Origin of the sequence: Bifidobacterium sp. B4079 (assembly GCF_026537385.1) — a bacterium.
GTDB lineage: Bacteria > Actinomycetota > Actinomycetes > Actinomycetales > Bifidobacteriaceae > Bombiscardovia > Bombiscardovia asteroides_I.
Genome location: NZ_JAFNMH010000001.1, coordinates 599997 through 612983, shown reverse-complemented (window position 1 = coordinate 612983; position 12987 = coordinate 599997). Strand labels below are relative to the sequence as shown.

Annotated in this window: 9 protein-coding genes and 1 tRNA gene; 8 read left to right on the top strand and 2 right to left on the bottom strand. The window is 54.8% G+C overall.

Going from position 1 to position 12987, the window contains the following annotated elements; all coding sequences use genetic code 11:
- Positions 1–61: 61 nt before the first annotated feature.
- The 8 genes from J3T95_RS02635 to J3T95_RS02605 all read left to right on the top strand — a co-directional run bounded on the left by J3T95_RS02635 (position 62) and on the right by J3T95_RS02605 (position 9802).
- A tRNA-Asn gene (locus J3T95_RS02635) sits at positions 62–134 on the top strand.
- 477 nt (positions 135–611) lie between these two features.
- Complete coding sequence (gene arfA, locus J3T95_RS02630) at positions 612–2147, top strand: arabinosylfuranosidase ArfA (protein ID WP_267450297.1); 1536 nt, start codon at positions 612–614, stop codon at positions 2145–2147.
- Positions 2148–2219: 72 nt separating this feature from the next.
- Complete coding sequence (locus J3T95_RS02625) at positions 2220–3590, top strand: ABC transporter substrate-binding protein (RefSeq protein ID WP_267450296.1); 1371 nt, start codon at positions 2220–2222, stop codon at positions 3588–3590.
- 61 nt (positions 3591–3651) lie between these two features.
- Positions 3652–4578: a carbohydrate ABC transporter permease gene (locus tag J3T95_RS02620; RefSeq protein ID WP_220237265.1), complete on the top strand. Its 927-nt coding sequence runs from the start codon at positions 3652–3654 to the stop codon at positions 4576–4578.
- A 1-nt stretch (position 4579) separates the two neighbouring features.
- Positions 4580–5479 carry a carbohydrate ABC transporter permease gene (locus J3T95_RS02615; RefSeq protein ID WP_220237266.1) on the top strand — a complete coding sequence of 300 codons (900 nt, stop codon included), beginning with the start codon at positions 4580–4582 and terminating at the stop codon, positions 5477–5479.
- Positions 5480–5632: 153 nt separating this feature from the next.
- Entirely contained in the window at positions 5633–6745 is a 1113-nt protein-coding gene (locus tag J3T95_RS02610) for a LacI family DNA-binding transcriptional regulator (protein WP_324123847.1), read from the top strand.
- Between the two features lie 445 nt (positions 6746–7190).
- Complete coding sequence (locus tag J3T95_RS09190) at positions 7191–7856, top strand: M23 family metallopeptidase (RefSeq protein WP_416378733.1); 666 nt, start codon at positions 7191–7193, stop codon at positions 7854–7856.
- Between the two features lie 119 nt (positions 7857–7975).
- Positions 7976–9802, top strand: a complete 1827-nt coding sequence (locus J3T95_RS02605; RefSeq protein WP_267450574.1) for an AMP-dependent synthetase/ligase — start codon at positions 7976–7978, stop codon at positions 9800–9802.
- On the opposite strand, the gene J3T95_RS02600 is transcribed toward J3T95_RS02605, so the two are convergent.
- Entirely contained in the window at positions 9772–11391 is a 1620-nt protein-coding gene (locus J3T95_RS02600) for a hypothetical protein (protein ID WP_267450294.1), read from the bottom strand. The genes J3T95_RS02605 and J3T95_RS02600 overlap by 31 nt on opposite strands.
- Before the next feature lie 191 nt (positions 11392–11582).
- The gene (locus J3T95_RS02595) at positions 11583–12833 is read right to left on the bottom strand and encodes an NADP-dependent isocitrate dehydrogenase (RefSeq protein ID WP_267450293.1); all 1251 of its coding nucleotides are present in this window, start codon (positions 12831–12833) and stop codon (positions 11583–11585) included.
- Positions 12834–12987 lie beyond the last annotated feature (154 nt).

Below are 12987 nucleotides of genomic sequence, written 5' to 3'. Positions count from 1 at the left end.
CGGATACGGAGGTCCTGACTATAGTATGGTAATTGTGTTCAGCGAGAGTTGAACGGGACATTCCCGCATAGCTCAGTTGGCAGAGCGTTCGACTGTTAATCGAAATGTCGCTGGTTCAAGCCCAGCTGCGGGAGCTCTCAACCGCCGGTTCTCCGGCGGTTTTCTTTATGTGAGCCCTATCGGTGCTATCCGCGGTGAAGAGGTCTGCCTTGCAATGGGCCAGTCTATTAGTTTCGACTGAGTGGCTGATAGGAGATGGTTGAGGCTCTGTCTCTCTATGTGTTTTCTTTGACCCCGTGTGCAGAAAGTCGGCTTTGGGCTGTGCCTATATATGCCAGTCATAAGACCCTACAAATCCCTAAGACATCGTGTTGCTGCGAATGCGTGTTGCGCGTCTTTTCAGTCAAATTAGAACAACGTTGTATGTATTGTTGATTCGGCCCTTTCTTTTTGTTGTATAGTATAGTCAGTGATGTGCAGGGCTGCACGAAAAAGGCGAGGCAAAGAAATGGTTCTTATGCATATTTCGTAGTGAAAACAACGTTGTACTCAAAAGGTGACACCCTGCACTGCTGATGGATTCAAAAGGCAGGGGAAAGGAGACCAGATCCATGGAAGAACGGAAGCAATCAAAGCCTGGAAAAGCGCATCTGATTCTGGACACGCGGACAAGGCCCATTCCCATCAATGAACGCGTTTTCGGCTCGTTTGTCGAGCATCTGGGTCGTGGTATCTATACAGGCATCTACGAACCTGATCATCCGACTGCAGACAAGGCGGGATTCAGACAGGATGTCATTGATTTGGTAAAGGAGCTTGGCGTCACTGCTATCCGCTATCCCGGCGGGAATTTTGTATCCGGCTATCGCTGGGAGGATGGTGTCGGACCGCGTTCTGAACGTCCTAAGCGCATTGATCTGGCCTGGCATTCGGGCGAAAGCAATGAATTCGGTCTTCATGAGATGGCGGATTGGCTGGACGAGCTGGGCGGCAACGAGCTCATGGAGGCAGTCAATCTTGGTACACGGGGTATTCAAGAGGCGCTTGATCTACTTGAATACGCCAATGTTCCTTATGGCACGGCTTTGTCCGACACGCGTCGACGTAATGGCCGTGAGCAGCCGTTCGGAATTCGGATGTGGTGCTTAGGCAATGAAATGGATGGTACTTGGCAGATCGGTCACAAGACCGCCCATGAATACGCCAGACTGGTTACTCAGACTGCAACAGCGATGCGCATGGTCGACCCCGATCTAGAGTTGGTGGCCTGCGGCTCTTCTTCGCACAGTATGCCTACCTTTGGTGAATGGGAACGCACTGTACTGGAGGAAGCCTACGATCAGATTAATTTCATTTCCTGCCACGCGTATTATGAGCCGCACAATCGCGATATGGCCAGCTTCTTGGCTTCCGGCGTCGATATGGATGGGTTCATCCGCGATGTAGCCTCAGTCATAGCGGCGGTTCGTGGCAGACTTAAGAGCAAGCACAAGGTCTATATATCTTTCGATGAATGGAATGTTTGGTATCAGGATGCGGAACCGAGTAAGTCTCCAGTAGGTATAGGCAACTGGCCTCAAGGTTCCAGACTTCTGGAAGATATATATTCGGTTGCTGATGCAGTGGTGTTTGGCGACCTGCTGATCACCCTGCTCAGAAATGCCGATGTCGTTCATGCCGCCAGTCTGGCTCAGCTGGTCAACGTCATTGCTCCAATCATGACAGAGCCCGGTGGTCCTGCTTGGAGACAAACCATTTTCTTCCCGTTTGCCCTGACTGCCAAATACGCAAAGGGTGGCAGTGTGCTGCCCTCTCAGGAAGATTCTGACGCATGCAAAACCAGTCAATATGGCGATGTGCCGATGACGGACTCTGTGGTGGTCAGAGGAGCCGATGGTTCGCTGACAGTTTTCGTTGTCAACCGCAGCCTTGATCGGAGCGTGGAGTATTGCTCCGACCTTTCCGGACTCTATAAAGCTGAGAAAGTGGTTGTTCAGAGCCTCCATGATGAAGATATCGCTGCTCGCAATACGCTTGGGGATCCCGAGCGTGTCTGTTTGCGGACGCGTAAAGACTTTACCCTTGAGAACGGCAAACTGAGTATCATGCTTCCTCCGGTTTCGTGGACGGCTATTCACATAGATTGATAATTGCAAATTGTTGCTTTCCATATATATTCATTTCCACATATATTCAAAGGAGAAATAATGAGGAGAACTGTGAGAATCATCGCAGCCGCGCTTTCGGGAGTCTTGGCGATTTCCATGGCTGCCTGTGGCGGCCGCGGAGGAGCCAAGAGTGAAAGTCAGGCTGAGCACAGCGATAAAACTGCGAATGCCAATGCACAATGCCAGAACAAGGTTAAGAAGCCGAATGCAGAAAAGGTCACCGTGTGGGCCTGGTATCCAGCCATTCAGAAAGTAGTCGATGACTACAACGAGAACCACGATGATATTCAAGTGTGCTGGACGAACGCTGGACAGGGAAGTCCTGAATACACCAAATTCAATAATGCTATAAAGGCCAAGTCCGGCGGTCCTGACATCATCCAGCTTGAATATGAAGCAATGCCGCAATTCGTCGCGGGGGTTCAGAAGCATCTGGTTGACCTTAGCAAGTATGGCATGAATGATCACAGGCAGGAGTACACGGAAGGCGCCTGGAAGAGCGTGAGCATGGGCGGCGGCAACTCCGTTTATGGCGTTCCTGTCGATCTTGGCCCCTTCGTCATGTATGTGCGTCAGGACATCTTCGATAAATACCACGTCAAAGTTCCAACCACCTGGAAGGAATTCGAGCAGGCAGGCAAGGATCTTAAAGCCGCCGGTTTCGACGGATTCCTGAGCGATTGGGCTCCTAACGGCACTGCTGTCAATCCTGCGCTCTTTGCTCAGGCTGGAGAGAAAGTGTACAAGTATTCGTCAAAGACGCCTGACAAGGTAGGCATTAAATTGGATGCCCCAGGCGTGCAGAAGGTTCTAAAGTACTGGCAGAACCTGGTCAAAGAGGGCCTGGTCGACACCACGGACGCCAATACGACCGACTGGAACAACAATATGATTTCCGGCAAGTATGCCGCCTATGTTCAGGCTTCCTGGCTGACTGGTTACATCAAGGGCTTGGACAATTCTTCAAGCGGGAATTTCAGGATCTATAAGGCACCGGTTTGGGATGACTCCACGCCTCAGGTCAACCAGGGAGGATCCGCTTGGGCTGTAACTGATCAAGCAAAAGACACCAAAGCAGCGGCCAATGTTGCTCACGATCTGTTCGACTCAGATACAGCACAGCATATCGGTGTCACCGATGGCGCATTGTTCCCATCTTGGAAGAAGCAGCTCGCATCGGACGCTTTCAAGAACATGCAAGAGCCATTTTTGGGCAACCAAAAGCCTAATGAAGTCACTATTCCAGTGGCTAATGCTTGGAAAGGCGACGAGTTCCTGCCCTTCCAGACTTATGCCTATGACGAACAGACCAAGTCCTTCTCTGCAATTGTCAAGAAAGGCAATGATTGCGAGGAGACCCTGAAGGCTCTGGAAACCAAGCTGAACAATTATGCCAAGCAGCAAGGTTTCACCATAGAGTGACTGCTCATTTTAATTGGAGGGATGTCGTAATCGGTGTCCCTCCTTTTTAGGAGGTTCTGAAATGGCTTCGAACGCAATGGTCAAGCCGAGAAAGACGAAAGCCAATGTCGGCAACAGTCATAGGGCAATGTGGGGATGGTTCTTCACGGCTCCCTTTGGGGTCATCTTTCTGCTGTTTCTTGTGATACCGCTTGCTTACGCATTCTATGTATCATTGTTTACTTATACACAGGTCAACGGGGAGTCCTTCTCGGGGTTCGCCAATTATCAGCGCGTTTTTACTGACTCGATATTCCTGGTCGGTATGGGGCGCGTCATTCTCTACACCGTTGTCATGGTTCCGATCCAATTGGGTCTGGCGCTGATATTCGCGCTGCTCCTGGACTCTTTTAAAAACAGGTTTGCTTCGGTCTCTCGCCTGGTTATCTTCCTGCCCTATGCGATTCCTGGTGTTATTGGTGCCTTGATGTGGGGATTTATGTACTCCAAGAATATGGGTCCGTTTACTACCATATTTGGGCTGTTCGGAATGCAGACTCCTGGATTCCTCACCGCCAATGGCATCTTCGGTTCATTGGTCAATGTCGTGACTTGGCAATGGACGGGGTACTACATGGTAATTCTGTACTCGGCCTTGCAGTCCATTCCGCATGAGCTTTATGAGTCGGCCAGAATAGATGGGGCTTCTGAACTGAAGATCGCTACAAGAATCAAGGTTCCGATGGTGTCAGGATCGTTGGTCATGGTGACCATCTTTTCCCTTATCGGCACCTTGCAGTTCTATACCGAACCCACCATTCTGCGCAATCAGGCGCCAACGGTAATACCGCCGGAGTATACGCCCAATATGTATGCGCAAGCTCTTGCTTTCAATTACAACCAGACTAATTACTCTGCCACGGTTTCGTTTGCTCTGGGATTGGTCGTAGTGATATTCAGCGTTTTGTTCATGAGACTGACTCGTCATCAGTCTGGATTGGAGGACTGACATGTCAGCCACAAGAACAAGTGGCGTTCGCAGAAGTGCCAAGCGCGTCCAGGGGAATACCAGCGTTTTTGTGTATGTAGTACTGATATTGGCCATGGTCTATTTCCTCCTGCCTGTATGGTGGCTGATCGTTGCCTCTACAAAGTCGAACTCTGGATTGTTCTTCGGCGCCCATGGCTCTATGTGGTTCGACAAGAATTTTGACCTGTGGAAGAACATCAGCCAGCTTACGACCTATCAGGATGGCATTTACTGGCGCTGGATTTTCAACTCCTTCCTTTATGCTCTTGTAGGAGGATTCGGCGCCACGGTAGTGGCGGTTATGGCCGGGTATGGTTTTTCCAAGTTCAGATTCCGTGGACGAAATCTATACTTCAACATCGTTCTCGGCGCTTTGATGATTCCTTCGACAGCCTTGGTGATACCCACGTTCCTGCTGATGTCTGACATTGGTATGACCAACACCATTTGGGCTGTGCTTTTGCCGTCCCTGCTTAATCCGATGGGTGTTTACCTGATGAGGATCTACTGCATGCAATCCCTACCCGATGAAATGATCGAGGCGGCTCGAGTTGATGGGGCAGGCGAGTTGAGAACTTTCACACAAGTTTCTCTGCCCATTATGATCCCAGCAATTACTACAGTCTTTCTGCTGTCCGTCGTGGGTGCCTGGAACAACTTCTTCCTACCCCAAGTTGTTCTCACTAATCCAAAGTTGTTCCCGATCACGGTAGGACTGACCCAATGGCAGACAAAATCCCAGGCCGGAGCAGCATCAGAACAGGTCTGGAATCTGGTGACTTCAGGAGCCTTCATCTCGATTATTCCCATGGTCTTGGCTTTCCTCTTCCTGCAAAGGTACTGGGTAGGAGGATTGACGGCCGGATCGGTCAAATCATGATTCAAGGAAGGGCCTGGTGTTTAGGCTGTATCTTCTTTGTTGAGATAAACTGAAAATAGAATTGTTGTTACGTATTCCGAATTCGCATAAGTCCACTATGTGGAGTTGCGCGAATTCGGAATATATGTAATTGCCGATTGGTAAGGGGCTCTATTGACAACCAGAGTGACTATCAAGGATGTAGCCAGGCATTCTGGTGTTTCCATCAAAACAGTGTCCAATGTCATCAACGGTACAGGCAGCATGCGTGATTCCACCAGAAAACGCGTGCAGGACTCCATTCGTGAACTTGGCTACATGATCAATGTATCGGCCCGTTCATTAAAAACGGGTGCCACCAAGCTTATAGGCCTGGGGATTTTCGATTTTTCGCAGCCATTCGCCCCTTATTTGGCAGATAAAGTCATAGACATATCACGAAAACACGGATACGGAACAGTAATTAGCACATACGGGTCGGACGGATCAGGTCTGCCTGTCATCATGGACGAAATCACAAAGCTGTCAGCAGATGGGTGGCTGCTTTTTTCGGACCAGCCTTTAAAAAACGGAGGCATCATCCTCGATCAGCCTTATCCGATCGTTCTAGCCGGTGATTACAACTCCTATGATCGTGTTGACTGGGTGACTATGCCTAATACGAGAGCCATTCGGTATGTCACAGGCAGGTTACTGGATATGGGATGTCGTCATATAGCAGTCTTCGGTGCACCGGAGAAGTCAAAGACGCGCAATGAATACATGTGCGCTACCGAAGGCCTGCAGGAACTGAGAATTAGGGGATATATAGAGGCCTTCGAAGAGCGGGGGCTGCCGGTGGATTGGCGGATGCTTCTGCCGAAGGATTGGATGGAAGGAGTCAGTGGCGTACAGGCTGTGACACAAATGTTGTCCAGAGGTATACGCCCGGATGCGATTATTTGCCTGACTGATGCTATGGCACTGGGTGCCTTGCATGGTTTGCAGAACGAGGGAATCCGTATCCCTGAAGATGTCCAAGTCGTGGGATTCGACGATGTGCCGGAGTCGTCCTATTCGACTCCATCACTAACGACCATTGATCCATGCCTGAATGACTACGTTGAGCATGCTATTGATATGTTGATTGAGCGCATCCATGGGTACAAGGGCAAATCCAGGACCTTTGTGACTGATTTCCGACTCGTTGAGAGAGATTCAACCCTGGCGTTCCCGACAGAAAAACATACTGTAGCAATAGCTGCAACTAACAGAGCAGTGGGGGCCCGACCTTTGAATGTGATTTAAAAGCCACCAGAAATGAGATCGTTTGTTGAAGCAATTTCTAGTGGATTTGCTTTGAGGCTGGCCATCTGTGTGCTTGGTTGATTTTAGTTCTCCAACTTTTTTAGTATCCTGGCAGTAGTTTCTCATTCGTATATTTTGCATCAGACGAGATGCACATGAGGATCTATCTGCATTCAGCGACGGTTGGTCTGGCCTTTACCTGCTTTTGTAAGAAAGGTTCTCGATTTCCATAATGCAAGATTCAGTCAACGCGTTTGACAGGTCTTTTTCTCATTCCTTGTACTCTTGCATGAACAATCACTGTCAGGTTCCTGTCTGGGCGAGCTGTGGACGACTGCATATTCGACCACATGTTCCTGCTCGATCACTGCGATTCCGGCATCCAATCCATCATGATGGTGGGCGCTCAATCGGGTACCCATGATGACGGAACGAAGGTGCGACTATGGCCTGTGCGCGTGACCATAAGAACAAGGGCATAGGGCGAGTTGCCAACCGGATGCCCATCATGCCTTCTGGCTGTCGGCCTCCCTGGTTTCCCAGGACGCTGCTGGTGTTGATCCTGGCACTTGTCCTGTCGGCCGCTGGGCCTACGGCAACCGTCACGGCTCAGCCTGCGCGGGCTCTGCCTTCGGCTGCAGCTCCGGTGCAGAACGGTCGAGTTGCCTCATCGACCTCAGTCTGCCGCCGGGGCTGGCTGTGGCCGCTTGAACCTCTACCCGCCCATAAGGCCGCCCCAAGGGTTATACGTCCCTTTGACCCTCCGGACCGTCCGTGGCTGAGCGGTCATCGAGGGATTGATCTGGCGGCGGAGCAAGGCAGTATTATCCGTGCTCCGGCAGACGGCATCCTCGCCTTCGCGGGTTCCGTAGCAGGCAAGGACGTGGTCTCCATACATCACGGCAACCTGGTCTCCACCTATGAGCCTGCACAGAGCTCTCTGCCAACAGGGACCTGGCTGCAGGCCGGGGCAATTTGGGGAAAGGTAGAAGGGGCCTCCGACCACTGTGCTCAGGAATGTCTGCACTGGGGTCTGAAAAACGACCAAGGCCATTATCTGGATCCCGGTGCCAAAGTCGGAGGGCATCGGATTCGACTCAAACCCTTATAGAAGCGACAGCGCCACTCAGGTGACTCGCGCGTTTACAGACCGGGTATATCGCCAGCCCGGGGGAGCGGTTAGAATCGTTAAGCACAACGCCGTTTCAGCAGGGAGTGGTCATGCAGAACATGCAGCAAGAATTCACGCGTCCGCTTGAGGAGCCGATAGATGCTGATGCCAGCGTCTTCTCCCTGCTTGAGGACAGGGTGGAGCGCCTGGGGGATGATCCTTTGATCGAATACCGGAGCGGACGTGAGTGGAGCACCATCACGGCCCGTGAGTTTCTGGATCGTGTGATCGGACTGGCCAAGGGGCTTATGGCCCGGGGGATAGGTCGGGGGGATTCGGTGGCCATCGTCTCGCACACCAGATGGGAGTGGACTGCTCTGGACATGGCCATCCTCGCCATTGGAGCGGTGACGGTGCCAGTCTACGAGACAGACTCGCCTGATCAGATCCGGCGCATCTTCAACGACTCCCATGTCGGCATGGCCTTTCTGGAGGATGACGACATGAGAGCCCGGGTGGACGCGGTTCGTTCTCAATGCGCCTATCTGAACGACCTTTATGTGATCACCAGGGGAGCTCTGACCACCATGACCGCCTATGGACGGGCGGTGGACCAGGCGGACTTCCAAGCCCGGACCGACTCGGTGCAAGGCTCCGACCTGGCTACCATCGTCTACACCTCAGGCTCCACGGGCAAGCCCAAGGGCATTGAACTCAGCCATAGCAACATCGTCTTCACTGTGCGATCGGGTGCTCAGGCAGTCCCTGACATCTGCCTGGGCGAGGGCAGACGGCTTCTGCTCTGCCTACCCCTGGCTCACGCCTTCGCCCGCTGCCTGCAGTTCTTCGCCATCGCCACGGACCTCACCTTGGGGCTTACCGGGTCCATCCGCAATCTGCTCCAGGACATGCAGACCTTCAAACCCACTTTCATCCTGGCTGTGCCGCGAATCTTCGAGAAGATCTACAACGCCGCATCCCAGCGAGCCGGCACAGGCGCCAGGGGCAGAATTTTCCTGAATGCTGCAGGTGTGGCCAGGCAGTGGTCCCGTCATCAGCAGACCGGCAGCCGAGTTCCTGTGTCGCTGAAGACCAAGCACCTCATGTATACGGGCACTGTCTACGATCCCATCCTGGAGGCCCTGGGTGGCCGGGTCAAGTATGCCATTTCGGGCGGAGCCCCTCTGGACAGGGACATTGCGGACTTCTTCAATGGCATAGGCCTGCCCTTGCTGGAGGGCTACGGCATGACCGAGACCATGGGTCCGGTGACGGTCAACCCCACCAAGGGCTACCGGCTGGGCACCATCGGTCTGCCCATGCCCGGCATCACCGTGGGCATCGACCAGGAGGACCAGCTATGCGTCAAGGGCCCCGACGTCTGCATGGGCTACCACAACCATCCCGAAATCACCACCAGGCAGATTCGCGACGGTTGGCTGCTGACCGGCGATCTGGGCAGTCTGGACGAGGACGGGTTCGTTCGGTTGACTGGCCGGCGCAAGGAAATCATCATTACTGCTGGTGGCAAGAACATCTCGCCGGTGTTGCTGGAGACGGCCGTTGAACGTTCGCCCATCATCAGCCACTGTATGGTCATCGGGGACCGCAGGCCATTCATCTCGGCCTTGATCACCCTCAATCCCGAGGAGGTTGACCGCTGGCTGCGGGACCAGGGCGCTGAGCCTTTGAAAGATGCTGCTGCGGCTGGGGGGAACCCCATCATCCGTACCGAGGTCGACCGTGCCGTGGATGCGGCCAATGCCGAGGTCTCCCGGGCCGAGGGCATTCGCCGCTATCTGATTCTGGACCAGGACTTCACTCGAGAGAACGGTCTGCTCACCGCCTCATACAAGCCCCGCCGGCAGGAGGTTCTCAAGCGGTATGAGGATCGGATCGAGCGGGAGATCTATGCTCAGAGACCCGCGTCTGCCGGTTTGATGTAGCCGGTATCGATCAGCGTCGCCTTGAGGTTGGAGGCTGACACCGCAACCAAGGGTCTTGACAAGCGGCGCACCTGTTTGCCGTTCTGGTTGATGGCCTGGATCGTGTTCATGGCTGGCACCTTACCCTGGCTGTTGAGGCCGATGCAAGCCTTGGCGATATCAGCCGCCAACCCAAGCCTGTCCTCTAGGCCGGTCATCCACTGACGTCCGTCCACGATTTGAGGGATGTTGTCCACGTAGGCGCCATATCCGCTGATGATGGGCCAGGCGGCATGGTCGTCCGAGGGCGTGGTTTCCTGAGTTTTGCCCGTGGTCTGCTGTGAAGAATCTGCATCCGACCCTGTCTGATTCCGGGTTGCAGGGTCCTGGGCGGGTTTGGGAACGCGCTGCCGATGCAGATCCTGGCGGCCGGCCATGGATCCGACAATGCCTGATATGGAAATCTCCGGGTTGACATCTGCCGATGTACCTCGATACCCCAGATCCCCGAGCTCAGAGACCACCCCGGAAACAATGAAGTCGTTCATGGCCAGAATGCCGTCCACCTCGGTACGGGTCTTGGTGCCATCGCTCATGGCCAGACGGGTCGCCAGCTCCTTGCCGGTAGCAGCAGCATCCTTGCCTGGGTCAAAAGTGACCGTCTGCCAGTCCTTCTCGGTGCTGTCTGCTTGCAGGCGCCCCGAGGGGCTGACAGCCCGGCCATCCCTGAAATAGGGGCCAAGCACTTGCCAGATTCCGGCGAAGGCCTGGGCGGGGAAAGAACTCTGTGCATCCTGCTCCTCTTGCCTTCCCTGCTGAGCCTGGCTGGCTTCAGCATCCTTGTCGGCAGAGGAGGCATCAGAGGAAGATGTCTCGGCTGTGCGGTTCGGCAGCAGAATCTCGATGCGGCAGGGGTTGTTCTTGCTGGCCTTGTCCAGCTCCAGCTTGCTGGCCAGCTTGTCCGCCTGCATTTGACCGATGGCCCGTGCATCAGACAACTGTACGAACAGATCCGGCTGAATGCCCGGCACCTGATTGGCCAGCAGCACCAGATGCATGCCCGCGCCCGCGGCCAGCCGCAGAGATGAGACCAGGCGTGCGCTCGCCTTGTCTCTGGCATCAGTATCCAGTGACTTGCTGATGTAGTCGCCATACTGGCGGGTAATGGAGTCAGGCGAGGTCATGGGTGCCACCACCAGTGTGGTCGGCTCTGCGGTCTTCCCGGCCTTGCGCTCTGAAAGACGGTTGACCACGTAATCCTGCAGTTCCTTGCTTTGATCCTCCAGATTCCCGCTGGTGTAGGCATCGATGCGCTTGCCGGAAAGATGCTCCTTGGTCAGTGCCGCCTTGAGCTCTGGAACCAGGGCGGCCCACTTGTTGATGGGTGTGTGCTGGGAGAGGGTGATGCCGTCGGAGGGAGTGAAAATGGCCACTCGACCGGGCACTTCGGCAGCTGCCGTGGAGGTCGCCTGGCTCTGCGGGGCGTTTGGGGAGGATGGTTTCCCTCCGATCATGGCCGGACCGCAGGCACCAGCCGATGCCACCATGAACAGGCATACCAGCAGGGCCAGCAAGCCTGACAAATGCCGTGCAAAGCCGGTCTTCTTCACGTTCGCTCCTTCGTTCCGACAGAACCCGACTCTGGTCGGGTTCCGAGCAACCATTATGGGCTCTCGGGCAGGAGCGTATGGAGCCTCCTTGCTTTTGCGCACAAGGTTCTCGCCTAGGGACAGACAGTCAAAACCGAACTGAGCAGATTAACCGCCTGCGACAGCCAGGAGATGATGCCGTGCCTGATCCGCTAGTCCGCCCTGGGGTCCTTGGCCGCTGTCGTATTCGAAACCATACGCTCGGCGAGGGCATGGTCCAGGGCATCCATAAACCCTTCGGTGTCCAGCCAGGGCTGGTCAGGACCGACCAGGCTGGCCAGGTCCTTGGTCATGCGGCCGGAGCGCACGGTCTCGACGACCACGGACTCCAGAGTTTGCGCAAACTGAAACACCTTGGGTGTGTCATCCAGCCGCGCCCGCTGCTTGAGTCCGCCGGTCCAGGCGAAAATGGATGCGATCGGATTGGTGGAGGTGGTTTCCCCTTTGAGCCAGCGCCGGTAATGCCTGGTCACGGTTCCATGGGCGGCCTCTGCCTCTACGGTCTGCCCATCGGCCGTCATCAGCATGGAAGTCATGAGGCCGAGGGATCCGAACCCTTGAGCTATTGCATCGGATTGAACATCGCCGTCGTAGTTCTTGCAGGCCCAGACATAGCCTCCCTGCCACTTGAGGGAGGAGGCCACCATGTCGTCAATCAGCCGATGCTGGTAGGCCAGCCCCTCTTGTTCGAACCGACTTTGGTACTCCTGCTCGTAGACTCGGGCGAAAATGTCCTTGAACCGGCCGTCATAGGCCTTGAGGATGGTGTTCTTGGTGCTCAGGTAGACCGGGTAGTGCCTCTGCAGGGCATAGTTGAAGCAGGAGCGCGCAAAGTCACGGATGGAGTCGTCAAGGTTGAACTGAACCTGGGCCACACCCGGACCTGGGTAGACGGTCACTTCTCGGGTCACCGGCTCGCCCCCGACATCGGGGGTGAAGGTAACGCTCAGCTTTCCAGGCTCGGGCACGGTAAAATCAGTGGCCTGGTATTGGTCGCCAAAGGCATGGCGGGCCACCACGATGGGTTTGGACCATCCGGGAACCAGTCGGGGGATGTTGTCGATGACGATGGGCTCGCGGAAGATGGTTCCGCCAAGAATGTTGCGAATGGTGCCGTTGGGCGACTTCCACATGTGCTTGAGACCGAATTCCTTCACCCGGGCCTCGTCCGGGGTTATTGTGGCGCACTTGACGCCCACATGCTCGCGCTGAATGGCCTGAGCCGCCTGCACGGTGACCTTGTCGTCGGTGGCGTCCCTGTTGCGGATGCCCAAGTCATGATAGTCCAGGTCCACATCCAGATAGGGCAGAATCAGCCGTTCTTTGATCATTTTCCATATGACCCGGGTCATCTCGTCACCGTCGAGCTCGACGATGCATCCCTTCACGGCGATCTTCTCCATGGCGACCTCCTAACAGTGGGCGAGTCGGGGGCCGGATCCTGCTCCCGGTGCCGCAGTTGCGCTCGCGGACAGTTCTATCCCAAGTTTGTTACCCTCCGTTCCCCTGCTCGTAACCCGTTCGTAGCACGCCGGAGCGTCATCATGAGGCGCTAGG

Bases quoted from the DNA above. Each gene is read 5' to 3' on its own strand.
- J3T95_RS02620 (WP_220237265.1), top strand. From the start codon at position 3,652: ATGGCTTCGAACGCAATGGTCAAGCCGAGAAAGACGAAAGCCAATGTC.
- J3T95_RS09190 (WP_416378733.1), top strand. From the start codon at position 7,191: ATGGCCTGTGCGCGTGACCATAAGAACAAGGGCATAGGGCGAGTTGCC.
- arfA (WP_267450297.1), top strand. From the start codon at position 612: ATGGAAGAACGGAAGCAATCAAAGCCTGGAAAAGCGCATCTGATTCTG.
- J3T95_RS02615 (WP_220237266.1), top strand. From the start codon at position 4,580: ATGTCAGCCACAAGAACAAGTGGCGTTCGCAGAAGTGCCAAGCGCGTC.
- J3T95_RS02595 (WP_267450293.1), bottom strand. From the start codon at position 12,833: ATGGAGAAGATCGCCGTGAAGGGATGCATCGTCGAGCTCGACGGTGAC.
- J3T95_RS02605 (WP_267450574.1), top strand. From the start codon at position 7,976: ATGCAGCAAGAATTCACGCGTCCGCTTGAGGAGCCGATAGATGCTGAT.